The 17,550-nt window shown below is 61.3% G+C and carries 16 protein-coding genes; 4 read left to right on the forward strand and 12 right to left on the reverse strand.

Annotated features, from left to right (window positions below; genetic code table 11):
- Positions 1-6 precede the first annotated feature (6 nt).
- From L0U84_RS11555 to L0U84_RS11580, 6 genes are all read right to left on the reverse strand, one after another.
- The gene (locus tag L0U84_RS11555) at positions 7-1,434 is read right to left on the reverse strand and encodes an aldehyde dehydrogenase family protein (RefSeq protein WP_233849974.1); all 1,428 of its coding nucleotides are present in this window, start codon (positions 1,432-1,434) and stop codon (positions 7-9) included.
- Positions 1,435-1,454: 20 nt separating this feature from the next.
- Entirely contained in the window at positions 1,455-2,261 is an 807-nt protein-coding gene (locus tag L0U84_RS11560; RefSeq protein WP_233849975.1) for an ABC transporter permease, read from the reverse strand.
- Positions 2,261-3,169, reverse strand: a complete 909-nt coding sequence (locus tag L0U84_RS11565; RefSeq protein ID WP_233849976.1) for an ABC transporter permease — start codon at positions 3,167-3,169, stop codon at positions 2,261-2,263. Before L0U84_RS11565 ends, L0U84_RS11560 begins: the two co-directional genes overlap by 1 nt.
- Complete coding sequence (locus L0U84_RS11570; protein WP_233849977.1) at positions 3,170-4,504, reverse strand: NAD(P)/FAD-dependent oxidoreductase; 1,335 nt, start codon at positions 4,502-4,504, stop codon at positions 3,170-3,172.
- Positions 4,505-4,506: 2 nt separating this feature from the next.
- Positions 4,507-5,220 carry an HAD-IA family hydrolase gene (locus L0U84_RS11575; RefSeq protein ID WP_233849978.1) on the reverse strand — a complete coding sequence of 238 codons (714 nt, stop codon included), beginning with the start codon at positions 5,218-5,220 and terminating at the stop codon, positions 4,507-4,509.
- A gap of 69 nt (positions 5,221-5,289) precedes the next feature.
- A complete protein-coding gene (locus L0U84_RS11580) occupies positions 5,290-6,366 on the reverse strand; it encodes an ABC transporter ATP-binding protein (RefSeq protein ID WP_233849979.1) in 1,077 nt (358 codons plus the stop codon).
- 100 nt (positions 6,367-6,466) lie between these two features.
- On the opposite strand from L0U84_RS11580, the gene L0U84_RS11585 reads away from it, so the two are divergent.
- Complete coding sequence (locus L0U84_RS11585) at positions 6,467-7,438, forward strand: LysR family transcriptional regulator (protein ID WP_233849981.1); 972 nt, start codon at positions 6,467-6,469, stop codon at positions 7,436-7,438.
- A gap of 24 nt (positions 7,439-7,462) precedes the next feature.
- Here L0U84_RS11585 and L0U84_RS44225 read toward each other — a convergent pair whose 3' ends face one another.
- The 6 genes from L0U84_RS44225 to L0U84_RS11610 all read right to left on the reverse strand — a co-directional run bounded on the left by L0U84_RS44225 (position 7,463) and on the right by L0U84_RS11610 (position 12,302).
- On the reverse strand, positions 7,463-7,528 hold the full coding sequence (locus L0U84_RS44225; RefSeq protein ID WP_442794033.1) for an FAD-linked oxidase C-terminal domain-containing protein: 66 nt from the start codon (positions 7,526-7,528) through the stop codon (positions 7,463-7,465).
- Entirely contained in the window at positions 7,525-8,403 is an 879-nt protein-coding gene (locus L0U84_RS11590; protein WP_233849982.1) for an alpha/beta hydrolase family protein, read from the reverse strand. Before L0U84_RS11590 ends, L0U84_RS44225 begins: the two co-directional genes overlap by 4 nt.
- A gap of 34 nt (positions 8,404-8,437) precedes the next feature.
- A complete protein-coding gene (locus L0U84_RS11595) occupies positions 8,438-9,151 on the reverse strand; it encodes a Phenylacetic acid catabolic protein (protein WP_233849984.1) in 714 nt (237 codons plus the stop codon).
- Positions 9,148-10,026, reverse strand: a complete 879-nt coding sequence (locus L0U84_RS11600) for an SAM-dependent methyltransferase (protein ID WP_233849986.1) — start codon at positions 10,024-10,026, stop codon at positions 9,148-9,150. Before L0U84_RS11600 ends, L0U84_RS11595 begins: the two co-directional genes overlap by 4 nt.
- A complete protein-coding gene (locus L0U84_RS11605; protein ID WP_326491172.1) occupies positions 10,023-11,006 on the reverse strand; it encodes an acyl-CoA desaturase in 984 nt (327 codons plus the stop codon). The genes L0U84_RS11600 and L0U84_RS11605 overlap by 4 nt, the downstream gene beginning before the upstream one ends.
- A gap of 237 nt (positions 11,007-11,243) precedes the next feature.
- Positions 11,244-12,302 carry an alpha/beta hydrolase family protein gene (locus tag L0U84_RS11610; protein WP_233849990.1) on the reverse strand — a complete coding sequence of 353 codons (1,059 nt, stop codon included), beginning with the start codon at positions 12,300-12,302 and terminating at the stop codon, positions 11,244-11,246.
- Between the two features lie 735 nt (positions 12,303-13,037).
- Here L0U84_RS11610 and L0U84_RS11615 point away from each other — a divergent pair.
- From L0U84_RS11615 to L0U84_RS11625, 3 genes are read left to right on the forward strand one after another with little or no spacing between them, the layout of a single operon-like run.
- Complete coding sequence (locus L0U84_RS11615; protein ID WP_233849992.1) at positions 13,038-14,453, forward strand: HlyD family secretion protein; 1,416 nt, start codon at positions 13,038-13,040, stop codon at positions 14,451-14,453.
- The gene (locus L0U84_RS11620; protein ID WP_233849994.1) at positions 14,450-16,057 is read left to right on the forward strand and encodes a DHA2 family efflux MFS transporter permease subunit; all 1,608 of its coding nucleotides are present in this window, start codon (positions 14,450-14,452) and stop codon (positions 16,055-16,057) included. Before L0U84_RS11615 ends, L0U84_RS11620 begins: the two co-directional genes overlap by 4 nt.
- Positions 16,054-17,505 carry an efflux transporter outer membrane subunit gene (locus L0U84_RS11625; protein ID WP_233849996.1) on the forward strand — a complete coding sequence of 484 codons (1,452 nt, stop codon included), beginning with the start codon at positions 16,054-16,056 and terminating at the stop codon, positions 17,503-17,505. Before L0U84_RS11620 ends, L0U84_RS11625 begins: the two co-directional genes overlap by 4 nt.
- The last annotated feature ends 45 nt before the right edge of the window (positions 17,506-17,550 follow it).

Here is a 17,550-nt window from a genome sequence, read left to right on the forward strand (position 1 = left end):
CGCGCGTCACTCGCCGTAACCGACGATCCCCTTGACCTCCAGAAACGCCTCCAGGCCCCACTCGCCGTATTCGCGTCCGTTGCCGGACTGCTTATATCCGCCAAATGGCGATGCCGGGTCCCACGCCGGGTAGTTCACATACACGCTTCCCGCGCGCATCTGCAGGGCCACGCGCCGCGCCCGCTCCTGATCCTTCGATTGCACGTAGGCAGCCAGCCCGAACGGCGTATCGTTCGCGATCGCCACGGCTTGCGCTTCGTCGCGATACGGCATGATCGCCAGCACCGGCCCGAAGATTTCCTCTCGCGCGATGGTCATCGAAGGACTCACGTTGGAGAACACGGTTGGCCTGACGAAGTAGCCGCACTCGAGTCCATCGGGCCTTCCAGGGCCGCCCGCGACCAGCGTAGCGCCCTCCTCGATACCAATTCCGATCAGCCGCTGCACGCGCCCGAACTGTAGCTCGCTGACGACGGGGCCCATCGTCGTGTCGGCGCCGTCACAAGGTCCCACGCGCTGGGAACGGGCAACCCGCGCGGCAATCTGCGCCGCTTCATCGTGACGCGAGGCCGGCACCAGCATGCGCGTTGGCGCATTGCACGACTGGCCGCTGTTGCTGAAGCACGAAAGCACGCCCGATGTGACCGCCGCTTCGAGATCGACATCGTCGAGCAGGATGTTGGCCGACTTGCCGCCGAGCTCCTGATGCACGCGCTTGATCGTCGGCGCCGCGAGCCTGGCAATCTCGATACCCGCACGCGTGGAACCCGTAAAGGACACCATATCGACATCGGGATGCGCCGCGAGCGCCGCGCCGACCGTCGGGCCATCGCCGTTCACGAGATTGAAGACGCCTTTGGGCACGCCGGCTGCATCGATGATTTCGGCGAACAGCACCGCGTTCATCGGCGACACTTCGCTCGGCTTGAGCACCATCGTGCAGCCCGCCGCGAGCGCGGGCGCAACCTTGCAGACGATCTGGTTGATCGGCCAGTTCCAGGGCGTGATGAGCGCGGCTACGCCCACCGGTTCATGATTGACGAGCGTCGTACCCTTGAGACGTTGCCAGCGAAACTGCGCGCAGGCACGCAGGGTTTCCTCGAGATGGCGCTTGCCTAGCGCCGCCTGCCACGCGCGCGACAACTGCGCCGGCGCGCCGATTTCGCGCGAGATGATCGCAGCCATCTCGTCATAACGTTGCAGATAGATCGAGAGGATCCGTTCGAGCAACGCAACGCGCTCCTGCACGCCCGTTTGCGAGAACCCGATGAATGCGCGCCGCGCCGCCGCGACTGCGCGATCGACGTCGCGCGCGTCGCCAAGCGCGACCTCGCCCAGCGATTCCTCCGTGCAGGGATCGATCACGGCCAGCCGCCCGGTGCCCGACGGCTCGACCCACTCGCCATCTATATAGAACTGCTGCAGATGTTGCATAAATGCTCGCTCCAGGAGGGTCAGGCGCGTGCCGCCGAAGAAGAGCGCCGGCTCACGACGACGATCAGCACGAGGCACAGCGTAATGGCCGTGAGCATCGTGCTGATCGCGGCGATGGTCGGGTCGATCTCGTCGCGCAAGGTGACGAACATGCGCCGCGTGAGCGTCTGATTGCTGCCGCCCGAGACGAACAGCGCGACGACGGTTTCATCGAGCGCCTGAATGAAAACAAAGACCATGGCCGCGATGACGCTCGCCTTGATCTGCGGCAGCGTCACCGTCATGAAGGCCCGCAAGCGGTTCATGCCGAGGCTGCGCGCGACCATTTCCTGCGTGCGGTCGAAGGTGCGTAGATCGGCGCCAACGGAAATCAGCACGTAAGGCAGGCCGAGCATCGTGTCCGCGACGATCAGGCCGCTGAGCGTGTTCACATAGCCCGCCTGCGTGTAGACGAAGAACACGCCCACCGCGACGATGATGATCGGCACCATCAGCGGCAGCATCAGCAGCGTGCGCAGGTAGCGCATCGACCAATGCGAGCCGTTCTGGATGCCGTAAGCCGCCATGATGCCGAGCGGCGTTGCGAGCAGCGCGGCACACGTCGACGCGACGAAGGTCGTCCTGGCGGCGTCGATCCACTCGGGGTTGTCGAAGAACGCGTGATACCAGCGCAACGAATAGCCCGGCGGCGGGAACGTCAGAAAGCGCGCATCGGAGAACGACAGCGGCACGACGATGATGACCGGCACCATCAGAAACGCGAGGATCAGCATCACCGACGCGCCCAGCGTCACGCGTCCGAACGAAAGTTGGTTACTCGTCTGCATCAATTCGCCCCCAGCGTCTTTTCGAGCGGAATCACACGGCTCACCGCATAGAAGATCGCGAACACGCAGATCAGCAACGCTACGCTCACCGCGCTCGCTGCGCCCCAGCTGTTGTAGATCTCGACGTTGCGGCTGACGATCATCGACACCATCATCGACTTGCCGCCGCCCATGAGCTCAGGCGTGATGTAGAAGCCGAGGCACAGCACGAACACGAGCGTCACGCCTGCGAGCACACCGCTCATCGACAACGGCAGGAACACGCGCAGGAACACATGCAAGGGCGAGCCGCCGAGGCTCGCGCCGGCTTGCGACAGGTTCGCCGGGATCTTCTGCATTGCGGAATAGAGCGGCAGCACCATGAAGGGCAACAGGATATGCACCATCGCGATGACCGTGCCGAACTGGTTGTACGAAAGCTGCAACGGCCGGTCGATCAAACCCAGCCCGAGCAGGGCCTTGTTGATGAGACCGGTGCGCTGCAAGAGCACGAGCCAGGCATATGTGCGCACGAGCACGCTGGTCCAGAACGGCAGGATCACCATGCCGAGCACGAGTGCGCTCCAGCGCGGCGAGATGGACGCAGCAAAATACGCCACCGGATAGCCGAGCAGCAAGGTCACGACCGTCACGATGAAGCTGAGCTTGAACGTCAGCAGGAACGTGTCGAGATAAGCGCCCGTGAAGACGCGCCGATAATTGACCAGCGTGAAGGCGCCGTCGTGATAGATGGACTGCCACGAGAGCCATGCGAGCGGCACCACCAGCAGCACCACGATCGTCAGTAGCGCAGGCACCATCAGCAGCAGCATCGTGCGATCTTCGCGCCGCTGATGGCGCACTGCAGGATCGATGGTGGCTGCGTGCAGCATGGTCGGGTCTTGAAGCATCCGTTTGGCTGTCGTCATTCATGCACCCACGGCGTCGAGAAACTGATACCACGCAGCGACGAGCCTGACGCCCGGCGCACGCAGCGCGTGAAATGGCACGGGCCGCAGCCCGTCCTGCGCGAGCATCGCGAGTTCGGGCTTTTCGCCCAGCGCAAGCGCCGCCGCGTGCTGGCCGACGAGGCTCGCCATCGCCACGCCCGCGCCGTTGTAGCCGAGACAGAAAGTCGTCCTGTCGTCGCTGCGGCCAACGTGCGGCAGCGCGTTGAAAGTCATGCCGACATAGCCCGACCAGCGGTATTGCACCGGCACGTGCTTCAGGTCGGGAAACAGCGCGACCATCGCGCGTTGCAGCGCATCGAAGCCCGTCGGCTCCCCTTCCTTGCCGAACGCGTCGCGGCCGCCGAACAGCATGCGGCCATCGACCTTGCGGAACCACTTCATCATGCGGCGCGTTTCGGTGTAGCTGCGCCGATTGACCATCAGACGCGCATCGAGTTCGGGCGGCAGCGGCGCGGTCGCAATCATCGCGCTTCTGAACGGCACGAGTTCGCGGTGATACGGCGACGTCGCATCGGTCAGGTTCGAGTACGCATTGGTCGCGACGATCACCTGGTTCGCGCGCACCGTCCCGCCCGGCGCGTGCAGCAGCACGCGAGCGTCGTCCGCGCGCTTCATGTCGATGACCGGCGTCGCCTCGTAGACCGGCACGCCTCGCGCCGTCACGCCCGCCGCGATGCCGCGCACGTATTCGAGCGGCAGGATGGTGCCCGAATCGGCGCTCAGCACACCGCCGACGAAACCCTTCGATCCTGTTTCGTGCTCGACCTGCGCACGCGTCAGCACGCTCATCGACGTGTCCTTGAGCGTGTTGCGCACCCAGTCCGCTTCCGCGCAGATCGATGCCAGCGCGCGCCCCGTATGTGCGCAACGCAGGCTGCCCGTGGGTTCGAACCGCGCGCGTTCGAGCCGGAACTCGTCGATCAGGGACTCGACCGCGCGCACACCGTCATGCGCGAGCCGGTGCATCTGTATGGCGACGTCCAGCCCATGCGAGCTCGCGATCGACGGGAACGAGAGGCGGAACTTGGACGACACCACGCCGCCATTGCGTCCGCTCGCGCCCCAGCCGACCGGATTCGCGTCGAGCACCGCGCAGTCCACGCCGCGCTGTTGCAGCGCATGAGCGGCGCTCAGCCCCGAATAGCCCGCGCCGATGATCGCCACTTCCACGTCGAGATCGCGGGCGAGCGGCGCGCCGGTACTGACCGGCGCGTCCGGCGTCGGCAAGCGCGCGGCCATCGCTCGCCACAGCGATTCGGCATGCGGGCCCGGTGAGTTCGTCGGCGCGCGCATCGTCAGGCCGCGACGCGCAGCTCGTCGTCCACAGCGTTCGCGAGGCCAGCGAGCGTCGCGAACTTCCAGGTCGGCGTCGTGACGTTTTCAGGCGTGGGCGTGGCGCCGTAGCCCTTCATACCCTGACGGCGCTCGATCCAGCACGTCGCGTAGCCGAGTTTCGTCGCGATGCCAATGTCGTGATACTGGCTCTGCGCCGTGTGCAGAATCTCGCTGAACTTGTAGCCGAAGGCCGCCTGGCGTCCGCGGTTATACGCGAAGAATTGCGGGTCCGGTTTGGCAACGCCGGTTTCATCGCAGCACACGGTGTCATCGAACGGATCGCCGAGCGTGTGCGCGTAGGCCGAGAGCGCGACGCGGTCCGCGTTGGTCATCGCGACCAGGCGGAAGTGCTTGCGCAGACGCTTCAATGCGGCGACGGAATCCTCGAACGCAGGCCAGTCGAGCACGTCTCGCTGGAACGCGGCGGCGGAACCGGCATTGTCGGGCAGGCCGAGCTTCTTCGCGAGATGCAGGTAGACGTTCGCCATTTCATGGCTGGAGCGACCATAGAACTTCGCGCGGCCTTCCATGTACGGTCCGAAGATCTGGTCGTCGGTCAGGTCTTGCGCCTTCGGACCGCCAAGACGGCGCACGGAATCGAGCACGCCCGCCTCGAAGTTGATCAGCGTGCCGACGACATCGAACGTCAGGACCTTGAAATCGGTGAGCTTCATTGCTTCATCCTCTACGGTTGCGTATTTGCGTTTGCGTCGAAATCGCCCGTGCACAGGCGGGGAATGAACTTATGCGGGTACGACGATGGTGTCCTGCGGATCGAGCGCGACCGTCATCGGTGCGCCCGGCGCGGGAATGCGAAGCCGCGCGTCGTGGCCGCCCGGCTGTCTGAGGCTGATTGCGGTGCCGTCGGCAAGCGCAGCGAACACGCGCAGGCTCTCACCCTGATACAGCACGTCGGTCACCCGGCACGACAGGCGGTTGGCATCGGCGTGACGGTACTCGCCGTCGATGACGAGCTTCTCGGTTTGTACGGCGAGCAGGAGTTTGTCGCCGCGCGGCAACGGGTGCGCGGTGCGCAGCAGCGTGTTGCCGAGACGCACGGCATTCTCGCCAGCCCGGCTCACGTCGAGCAGCGTCGCCTCACCGATGAAGCTGGCAACGAAGGCGTCGCACGGGCGATCGTAGAGGCGCTCGGGCGTGTCTATCTGAACGAGCTTGCCATCCCTTAGTACCGCGACACGATCGCTCATGGTGAGCGCTTCGCGCTGATCGTGCGTCACGTTGACGATGGTCGCGCCCAGTTGCCGATGCAGCCTGCGCAGCTCGATCTGCATGGTCTCACGCAGCTGCTTGTCGAGCGCGGAGAGCGGTTCGTCCATCAGAATGAGCTGCGGCTGGAACACGATGGCGCGCGCCAGCGCGACGCGCTGCTTCTGGCCGCCCGAAAGCTGGTGCACGCTGCGGCTTTCATAACCTTTGAGCTCGACCATCGCGAGCGCTTCGGCAACACGTTTTGCCCATGTCGACTTCGGCTCACGCCGCGCGCGCAGCGAGAACGCAACGTTTTCACCCACCGTCATGTGCGGAAACAGCGCGTAGTTCTGAAACACGATGCCGATGTTGCGCTTGTGCGGCGGCGCAAATGTAATGTCTCGCTCGCCGACCCATACGCTGCCCGAACTCGGCTGAACGAAGCCACCCAGGATGCCGAGCAGCGTCGTCTTGCCCGATCCAGATGGGCCCAGCAGCGAGACGAATTCCCCCGGTGCGATATCGAGTGAGACATCGTCGAGTGCTGTCACAGGGCCATAGCGCCTGGTAGCGCCCCTGATTGACACGCCGGTTTTTGCACTCGCATCCATGGTGTGGCTCTCGCAGTCAAAGCATCGGTTGAAAAAAATATAAGGCGCGATTTTTTTGTCGGCAATTCCAAAATTGTTGGATCAGGCATAACATCAGGTCATGCCAAACCTTCGCAGGAAATTGCCGAGTGCCAACGCGCTGTTCGTGTTCGAAGCGGCCGCACGATGCGGAAACTTCACGCGGGCGGCGCAGGAGCTCTATGTGAGTCAGCCTGCCGTGAGCCGCATGCTGGCGCGCATGGAAGATCACATTGGTGTGAAGTTATTCGACCGTGTGCGGGGCGGCATTGAGCTGACCGAAAACGGCAAGATTCTCTACTCCAAGATCTCCGAAGGTTTCAGCGGCATCGAGAGTGCGATACGTGAGATCGAAGCGCGTGCGACCGGCGTGGAGACCGTCACGCTGTCGGTATCGACCGGCTTCACCACGCACTGGCTGATGCCGCGCATGAGCCGGCTGCATCAGGCGTTTCCTTCGATCGACCTGCGGTTTCAATTGATACCGGGACGCATTGGCGGCCCGCTCGTCGATGTCGATCTCGGCATGCGCTTCGTGCATGACGAAGAGATCGACGAGAACGCCGTGCTGCTGATGCCGGAGACGCTTCTGCCGGTATGCAATGCGCGTTATCACGAGCAAGCGCTAAGCGACGCGGGCCGCGAGCACGGCGACACGGTCATCATCATGGACGATGAGGAGCGTGGCTGGCACGAACGCTTTCAGGCCTTTGCCTCGAAGCGGCGGCACGCGCAGAGCATGTTGAGCTTCAACGATTACGCGATCGTGGTGCAGGCCGCGCTGCTGGGCCAGGGCATCGCGCTCGGCTGGCTCACTGTGACATCGCACTGGCTCGCGCAAGGCGCACTGGTGCCGGCCGAACAGGAACTGATCGTGACGAGCCGGCGCTGCTGCCTGCTCACGCCGCCCAACCGGCCGCTCAGGCCCATCGTCGCCCATGTGCGCGACTGGCTCATCGAGGAAACGCGCAGTGACATGCGCGTCGTCGAGAGCAAGTATCCAGGGCTCGGCTTGCGCGATGCGCTCAGGCAGACCGGTATCGTGCTCGATTAGGCCTGCGCCGGAGCGCAGCCCTCTTCACAAGACCTTTCCTGGATTGAGCAACCCATCCGGATCGAGCGCGCGCCTGATCCTGTGCGTCAACTCGATCCCGGCTTCGCTGCGCGTGATGCCACCGGCGCCGCTTCCGCACGTGAAGCGGTCGCGATGAGCCAGGAAAGCGATTGCGCCCAGAGCGACTCCTTGAAGCGATCCCGGAAGAAACCAAAGTGCCCAACCTTCGACACATCGAAGGTCTGCGGGTGCATGTGGCAGCGCTCCCAATTCACGCCCGGATAGGCAACGCACAGCCTATCGCAGGCTTTCTCTGGCGCCAGGATGTCGTCCGCAAAGCTGTACGATCGCCCCGGAATATTGTGTGGCGCAAAAGGCACGTCATCCAGGTAGGTCGCATCCCGGGCCCATCTCGCCCATCCAAGCGCGATGGCCTTCGGAATATCATCGCCCAGCCTCATGGAGTGAGCGGGAAAGTATCCGACGAGATGCGAAAGCGCAGGCATCGCAAAATAGCAGAGTCCGGCAAAGAAAAGACCATGGCGCAGGGGCCAGTGTCCCCAATGGCCATGCTGCGCACACACACAAAGTAAGCCCGATATCTGATCCGAGTTCTGCGCGAAGCCCAGTATCTGGCCACCCACGCTGTGCGCCACCACCAAAAGCGGAAGAATCGGATAACTTGAGCGCAGCATGGCGACGGCGCCGACGAGGTCGAGCGCTCCCCAATCCCTGATATCGCCACGAAAGTCGCGCAGCGTACCCGGGAGCGAGTCACCGATGCCACGATAGTCGAAGCTCATTACCACCAACCCGTTCTCCGCGAGAAAGGTCGCGAAGCCATCATAGAAATGACGCTTTACTCCCGTTGCGCTTGTTACAAGAATGGTTGCCCGGGCATCGCCCAGGCATTCCGGTTCGAAGATCGAGGCGGCGAGACGGAGGCCATCCCGCGCATCGAACATGAGTTGTCTTTTGCAAATGCTCACGGTAGACCGACTAGATGAACTTTCGACCCTTGTGATCCGGCGGAACAACCAGCCCCATCCCTTCGAGGATGGATCGGGCGGCGCATGCAAAATCGTTTCGTGTCTGTTCGTTAGTGCGCTGGCGAACACCCCATTCGACCGCCGTGAATGAACGTTTTGAATCTGAGCGTCCAAACATGTCAAGGACCTCAGGCCACATGAACTCGAGTGCACGCTGAACCGCGGCGCGGCCGTCCTCTTGCTCGCAGAGTTCCGCCGTGTTCCGCCGTCCATGTTCCCGATGCCGTGTCTCGTCTGCGATAATCTCCGGCATGATCACTGCCCACGGCTTGTAGCTGCTTCTCGCCATGTCCTCGATAATTTCAAGCGCGCCCCACTCAGCCAGATATGAAGTGATCGAACGCTCGGCCCATGTCTCCTTTCCAGCGAGCCAGGCCTGAGGATAGGCCGCGCGCGCTGAATCCTGCTCCAGCATGTACCGGGTGTCCACGCCGATAGCATGAAGAACCTCGGCGCTGATAATGTAGTGCCGCATTTCGTCCCTGGCGCCCTCATAGCAATACATTTTCTCGAGGGCCGTCGGTGCGATGTGAGAGATCCGGAGATACTCCCCTACCCCCATCAGCTCGCCTTCGGTATGCGCCAGCATCTGATGCAGGAGCACCTCGCGGTAGTCTTGAGGCATCTCTGCCAGTTGCTGCGGAGTTTCGACGATGGTAGTCATGCTCTTTTCTCCTGTGTTACAGGGCACTGCAATACAACGCGGTACAGGTGGAGCGCACCGGTCTCAAAACCGGCGGCCGACATCTTGAGGAAGCGTTGGTACTGGTCCACCTTTTCTTCCCCTGCCGCGTCGACTGCGGCGTCACGGTTCTCTGTGAGCCGGTTCAGCCATTGCCGACAGGTCTTTGCGTAGTCGAGCCGATCGTTTCTGCAGTGCACGACTTCCATCACGCGATCTGCCGCCTGAAAGATCTCCCATGGGTACGGCAGGTTCGATTCGGGAAAGATTGAGTTCGTGATAAACGGATGCACCTGCTCCGCACGTAGCGCTCCCCAGGTGATCGTCTGCAATGACATCTTTCCGCCGGGCTTCAAATTTGCCCGACAGAACTTGAAGAAGTCGCGATACGCCCGAATCTTCTCGGTAGCTGACAACTCAAATCTGACAAAGTGTTCGAACGCGCCGATGCAAACTATCGCGTCGTATGGCGTTGGTGATGAATGGTCGCGCCAGCTTTCGAGCCGGACTTCCACGTTTGGGAAAGAGTGCCCTTCAATGTACGTTAGCTGCGCGCGACTCAAAGTCAACCCGACTGCATGCCGGACGTCCCAGTCAACGCTGCGTTTGAGCAGGGAGCCCCAGCCGCAGCCAACATCGAGGATCCGCGCTGCCCCCGACGCGCCAGCGCTCTCCAGGTGATAGTCGAGCTTGCGGATCTGTGCTTGCTCGAGACCCACTCCACCCGAATCGAACATGGCCGCCGAGTAGGTCATCGTGGAGTCGAGCCACGCCGCATAGAAGTCGTTCGATACGTCGTAGTGGAACTGTATCGCATCCGGTGACGCACCCGGGCTTGTCTGAGCGAACTGAGTCATTGCGCCTCCTTAGTCTGGATTTTCCTGCGTGCCAACTGACGAGTATCGGGAACACGCACATCGCTTGCGGCGCCCATCAACTCGAGACTCCGAATTACCCACCAGCTGACATCGATCTGCCAGGTCCTGAAGCCGTGGCGCGCGCTCCCCGGAAACGCATGATGGTTGTTATGCCACCCTTCTCCGAACGTCAACAAAGCGACGAGGAAGTTATTCGTGCTCCCGTCGTTCGAACGATAGGGCCGAGAGCCAACGGTGTGACAAACTGAATTGACCAGCCATGTCGAATGGTGAACGCAGAAAATTCGAACCAGCCCTCCCCAGATCAGAGCAGAGAACGCCCCCCGCGCCGTGCCGGTGCATGCGAAGCCAATTAAAGTCGGGACGGCCAGCGTGAGGAACATCCAGACGAGGTAAAGACGATCGATTCTGCGAATCATCGGGTCGTCAAGTAGGTCCTTTGCGAAGTAACTCGCCCGGGCCATGTCATGAGCGAAGAACCAGCCGACATGGGCGTGAACGAGATCCATCGCACCGGCTACGCCAAGGCGAGGCGAATGAGGGTCTCCAGCGCGATCGGAATACTGATGATGTCGGCGGTGGTCAGCAACCCATCGGATCATCGGTCCCTCCACGGCGAGAGATCCGGCGATTGCTATCACTCCTCTAATCCATCGGGGGCAATTGAAACTCCGATGAGTGAAGAGTCGGTGAAATCCGACACTGATCCCGAGTCCGGTGAACACATATAGAGATACGAGCAGTGCAGCGTCGAGAGCCGAGATGCCGTTCGTCCATAGCAGTCGAGTGCCAACCAGAACCCCGAGGAACGGGAACCCCAGAAGACCGATGAGAATGATCCTCTCTGCCCGTAACTCGCGAGAAGTCTTCTGGCGTACAGACGAAACATATTGTTCCGCTGCGCTCACTCCAAGCTCGCCTTCCGTGCCTGAACGTTTCGAGTTTCCGTCCATGTGCATACCCCCTTACTCCAATCGCACTGCCCGCCGCACAACCCTGTCAGCAAGATCACCTACGCAATCCTTCTGTTTATAAAGACGAACTGAACTACCCGTGCTTCAAGAATGCATCGTTCTAATCTGACGAACTTCTTGTCGGCTATTGTCGTCGACTCCCTTTTGGAAAGTGCGTACATGTGTCCCTCCACTTCACTATTACGTCACCGGCCTATCGGTATTCCTGCCGCAATCCTGCGCTTAAAGCCTATAAATCGCGTCAGCAAGAGCGACTCTGAATGCTTTCTTCTGGAAAAGGATGCTGCTCACATGACCTCCTGATAGCCACCGGATTTCAGTTCCCGACAGATGACGCAATATCATCTCGCTGGAATGCCGCGGGACGAATCTATCGTCGGTGGCAGCCACGGAAATGATTGAATCTGCAGGCTTGCCAGGAGGAAACGTGTCTACGCCAGTGAACTTGAGTAAGTCTCGAAATCTTTGTCTCGCGCAATCGATTCCACCGACACTTGATCCTAGTTTTGTCCAATCGCAACTCCGGCTGAACAAGCCCTCGGTAAATACAGGGACCCCACTATGCGGGGCAACACACGGAACGATCGCTAACGGGAATGATGTTAGTGCGCCCGTTACTGTCGCTAAATATCCGCCCAGGCTGACGCCGGTCACACCAACCCGGCTGTAGCCAGTGCTAAATAGCCAGACAAGCAGTGATCGCGCCTCTTCAATGGCGACGCCCCCGAGTAACAGCAGATCGGAAACGTAGTCGAGTCGTGCAGTCGTCTTTGTGCCCGGGCGTCGCTTTCCCAGGAAGGGATATTCGAGCATCAGCGCGCCGATTCCCTTCTTCAGTAGCGGAATCGCAATACGGTCTTCTCGAATCGTGTAGCCCTCTTCCCCTGTGGGCGCCATATGCAAGTAAATTGGGTAACACCGATCGGCTGTTGGCTGCATCAGGCGAAAGTGCGCGGTCTTACACCGGCTCGGAAGATACTCCTGAAAGAATGGTGTTTCAAACCTGCCATCCCGGAATGCATGATCGCCACGCCGCCTCCATGGGGTCTCCCAATGAATGGCTATGTCCGCTGGAGGCAGTCCCGACAGCAGCCGCTGCTTAACGGCCTCGATCGCGCCTGGATCTCCCCAGCCTTTCGAGAAGAACGGACACGTTCTGCTCCTCGATCGTGCATTCTTGAGGTAAGCGTACAGGTTATCGAGGAAGCCTTTGTGCATAGCGATCATGCGACCTGGCCACAGCGTCCGGATCAGGATCTCATTCGACGGATGGTTTTCCACGGAATTTCCTTTCCAACCTGCATTGCTAATGGAGCGCAGCAGTTACGTATGTGTTACCTCGTTCGCACTTCGAATCTGGTATGTGGTTCGTCCGGCAGGTCGATAGCCTTCCTCCATACGCATTGCCCCACCGCAGCTTCCTGCAGGATTGCCTATCCGGGAGATGGAAGCTTTTTCCCAGAGTCTTTTGTCTATGCGACTGGCCCCACACAATCCACGTGATTTCAGTACTGTTCCTCTTGCACAGGCAGTGTCCTAAACCAGAGCGCGGGATTTCTCGAACATTTTCCCTGTCTTTAATTTGGTCGATCAAACAGCAGCCGTTTTTTAATCTGAACGGTGAGCCACGTTCGCTAGCGCACATTCCTAGAGTTGACAGCCGACACGCTTCTTATTTTCCTGATTTTCAATTCCACGCGCGGTAGATCGTATTTCTAACGAGACCGCGAATAGCCAACAGCAGTGCGTTCCGGGACTTCAGACGTTAGCGCGTGTTGAGATGGCGCGAGATTCGACGGCCGGAGTGCCACGCAGGAGAGCGCGCGAAGCGCGAAACATCGCACCACATAAATAGAGGGGGCGTGTTAACGGCCAATGCCGTGACCTGGTTAGAGGCTTACGCCGAGAAATCCATCCAGTGATGCAATCATCCGTATCTTCCGGGTTGAGCGTTGGTGTCTTTTTCGGCGTTTGCTTTTTGAGAGCACAGAAGCGAACGCGATCCTGGAGGCGGTGATGGCTGAGAATCGAGCTCCGGCAGCGCTTGCCCTGTCTTCCACCGCACCCGCCGAACGAAGGACCTCTCGAAAGAAACGCTGGATCATCGTTACGATCCTTGTCTGCGCGTCGCTCGTCGCGGGGCGCATGTGGTGGCACAGCCGCTATTACGAAGAGACGGAAAACGCTTATCTCGACGGCGATGTCACGCTCGTTTCTCCGCGCGTCGCCGGCACGGTGCGCAAGGTGTTCGTCCGCGACAACCAACGGGTGAAAGGCGGCGATTTGTTGCTGGAACTCGATGGGGCAGATTACGAGATCAAGGTCCAGCACGTGCTGGCGGAACTCGGTGAGATCGACGCTCACGTCAAGCAGGTCGAGGCGCAAGTGCGGCAGTCGGCTGCCGAATCCGCGTCGGCCGAGGCCCAGGTGTCACGAGCCGAGGTGCAGGCGCGTCACTCGCGCGCGGACGCATTGCGCTATGCGTCGGTGTATACCGAGGACATGAAGGCGGTTTCGAAACAGGAATTGGACAACGCGGTCGCCGCGAGCGAGATGGCGGCTTCGGAACTGCAGGCGCAGAAGGACCAGGCGTCCGCCGCTCAGGCCAGGCAAGCCTCACTCGCCGCTTCGAGGTCGACCTTGCTCGCGCACAGGGACGTGTTGCTCGCCGATTTGCAGGAGGCCCGGCAGAATCGGGACTACAACAAGATCTATGCGCCTGTGAGCGGCCGAATCGGGAAAAAGAACGTGGAGGTCGGATCGCGAATTCAGCCCGGCGAGCAGGTGCTCGCCATCGTGCAGGACAGCGTGTGGGTCAATGCGAACTTCAAGGAAACCCAACTCGCCGGCCTGGCTCCCGGGCAGTTAGTTCAAGTCCGCATCGATGCCGTTCCCGGGCACACGTTCGTCGGCCGCATCGACAGTTTCTCCCCGGCCTCAGGCGCTCATTTCGCATTGCTTCCGCCGGACAACGCCACCGGCAATTTCACCAGGATCGTCCAGCGCGTGCCGGTCAAGATCGTCCTTGAGCCGGGTTCCGTCGGAGCCTTCAAGGACCGCCTGATGCCGGGCATGTCTGCATTGGTGGAGATCGACCTGCGGCAGGTGCAGGGAGGCTCTGACGTCAAGACTGTGGAGTCTGCGGCAGAGCGACAGGCGCGGCGAGCCAAATCGCGGGGCAACGAGCTTACGCAGTCCGCCGCGCTGCCGGTCGCAGCCGCGAGCGCGCCGCTCACGGCGTTGAGCGCAGAGACCGCGGACGAGATGGAAAAGCGGATAGTCGAAACGGGATGGGACCAGCCGCCCAGCGCAAGCGCCGTCCGCGTGGCTGCACCGGTTCGTCATGCCGCGCAGCCGCAGATCCAGCGGCACGACTATCTCCGTGTCGATGCCCCGGTAGTCGAGCACCCTCTGCGCCGGGGTGGTCCATGAAGAATGACTCCAGCGGCAGCCCGGCGCTAACAACGAGCGACAGGTCCGCCATCCGGTCCCAGCAGACTGCGGACGCCGCGCTTCGGCGGACCTGGATCGCGGTCGCGGCCGCTACTCTCGGCGTCTTCATGTCCATCCTGGACATCCAGATCACGAACGCCTCCTTGAAGGAAATCTTCGGATCCCTGTCGGCAACGCAGGATGAGGGCTCGTGGATGTCCACTGCCTATCTGGCGGCCGAAGTGACGGTCATCCCGTTGACCACTTTTTTTATGACCGTATTCGGCCTGCGCAACTACATGCTGGCCAATTCGATCCTCTTCGTGGTCTTCTCGACCCTGTGCGGTTATGCATGGAACCTTCCGAGCATGATCGTGTTCCGGATGCTCCAGGGCCTGGCGGGCGGAGGCCTGATCCCGATGGCCATGACGTTGCTGTTGACGCGACTGCCGGCGGCCAAGCGCACGACGGGCCTCGCCTGGATGATGCTCTCAACCACACTCGCGCCGACGTTTGGCCCGACGATTGGCGGCATCCTGACGGGACTTTACGGATGGCCCTCCATCTTCTTCATCAATTGGGCGCCGGGCATCCTGATGGTGGCAGGTCTCGCATATGGGCTGGACCGGGACGTGCGCAAACCGGAAATCCTCCGGCAGGCGGATTGGCTGGCCATCGCGACCATGGCCACGGGACTCGTATCGCTGATCATTTTCCTCGAGGAGGGCAATACTCGGGATTGGTTCGATTCACGCTTCGTTCAATTCTTCTTTTTATCGGCTTTGGTGAACCTGAGCATCTGGATCTTCCTCATGCTGTCCCGGAAAAATCCCTTCGTGAACCTCGGTTTGCTCGGGCGCCGCAATTTCGGGGTCTCTTCCATCGTTGGCACCGCAACCGGCATGGCCCTCTACGGCTCCACGTTCCTGTTGCCGCTGTTCCTGGCACAGATCGCCGGCTACAACTCTCTGCAGATCGGCATGGTGATCATGTGGATGGGGCCGCCCCAGATGGTGATGATGCCCATCGTCGCCAGGTTCTCCAAGGTCTACGACAACCGGCTCATCTGCTCGCTGGGTCTGCTGCTCTTCGCGATGTCATCGTTCTTGAACACCACCATGACAGCGGACACGGCGCGCGACCAGCTGATCGCCTCACAGATTTTAAGGGGCCTCGGCCAGCCGATGATCGTGTTGACCTTGTCCAATTTCGCCACTGTACGAATGGAGCTGGAGAACATGTCCTCCGCCTCCAGTCTGTTCAATATGTCGAGAATCCTGGGGGGCGCGGTTGGTACGGCAATCCTGGCGACCTTGCTCACGGTGCGCGAAAAATACCATTCGGTCCAATTGGGCGAATCGGTGTCTGCATTCTCCGACGGCGTCCTGTCACGGATCGATCTGTTGTCCTCCGTTTTTTCGCGCGACACCGCGGACATTGCCGGCACAGGCAGCCAGGCGTTCGCGGCGATATCGAACATCGTCAGACGCGAATCGTTCGTCATGGCTTATAACGATTGTTTCTTCGTGTTGAGCGTGGTTCTGGCGGCGTCCGTCGCGATCATATGGTTGTCGGACAGGGTCGTTGCGGGAGGGGCCAAATGACGGCAACCAGGAAAAGGGGCTGGCTTCTTCTCTGCTTCGTCCTGCTGTTGCAGGCCGGATGCAGTACGGGTCCGCTGACGCCAATCGAGGGACCCGTCGACACGCCGGCACGATTCAAAGGCGGCGACCCGGCCGCCACTCCCATACAAGGGGAATGGTGGAAGGTCTACCACGACGACGTCTTGACTGGACTGGTCGAGACAACGCTACGAAACAACCCCAACCTCAATGTCGCATTCGCCAGGTTGCGGGCGGCGCGTGAGGAGGTCAAGGCAACGTCGGCCGGCTTCCTGCCGCGCATCGACGCCAACGCGGAATTCAGCTACTTGCACACGTCACCGTATACCCCGTTCGGCGAAGCCCTGGGTCAGCAGTCCATCGAGGGCAGACAGTATTCGGTCGGGGCTTCCGTGGCCTGGGAGCCGGACATCTGGGGGCGCGTGGCCAACGCCGTCGAAGTGGCCGACGCGAGGGTCGTGCTCGCCAGGATAGAGATCGACTCGTACATGCTCATCCTGTGCGCCGAGGTGGTCCAGTCCTATTGGCAAATGCGCTCGGCTGAATTGGACTCGGCGATTCTGCAGGCCTTCCAGCAGTCGCGCGCAGAAACCGAGCAGGTGCTGTCGTCGCAGTACAAGGGCGGTCTGATCGGAGAACTGGAACTGGCCCGGGCACGCGCCGACGTGGCGACCGCCGCGGCCGAACTGGAGGATGCCGGCAAGCGGCGCGATCTGAACGAGCACAGCCTGGCGACCTTGACCGGGCGGCCGATCGCGGATTTCTCGGTGCCGCCTGCCTTTACGAATCTACGACAGGATTTCCTGCTACCAGCGCCACCGAGGATCGCACCCGGTCTGCCGGCGGACATTCTCGCGCGTCGCCCCGACCTGGCTGCGAGTGCCCAGAACATCCGGGCTGCCATCGCCGATCGGAATATCGCCGAAACGGCGTTCTACCCTTCCATCAAGCTGACGGGCAATTTCGGCTTTGCATCAATGGAGCTCCGCACGCTGCTGGAGGGCCAGCAATTTTCACTCGGGCCCGTTGCCATTTCGCTGCCAATCTTCGATGGTGGCAGGAACAAGGCGAACCTGGCTGCGGCGGACGCGCGCTACCAGGAGGCCGTGGCGTCGCACAAAAGCAAGCTGCTCCTGGCGCTTAAGGAAGTCGACGATGCATTGACGGAAATCGCCGCGAGCGAAGCGGCGCTCGAGCAGCGGCAAAAGGCCCTCGACGCGGCCCGTCGTGCCGAGGCAGTCGCCAGGTTCCGCTTCAACAAGGGCGTGGCCAACTACTTCGACGTGATGGACTCGCAACGCACGATGCTCTCCATCGAAAGGGCCATGCTGCAGAACCGCACGCAGGCGCTCGTTGCGAGCGTTCAATTGGTGCGGGCCCTCGGAGGCGGCTGGAAAGCGGGCGAAGAACCACGCTTTCCGGCAGACTGAGCGGCAGATTGGGTTCGCGGCTACCCGCCCTATTATCTTTTGCAC

It is taken from the genome of Paraburkholderia sp. HD33-4, from assembly GCF_021390635.1.
Classification (GTDB): Bacteria; Pseudomonadota; Gammaproteobacteria; order Burkholderiales; family Burkholderiaceae; genus Paraburkholderia.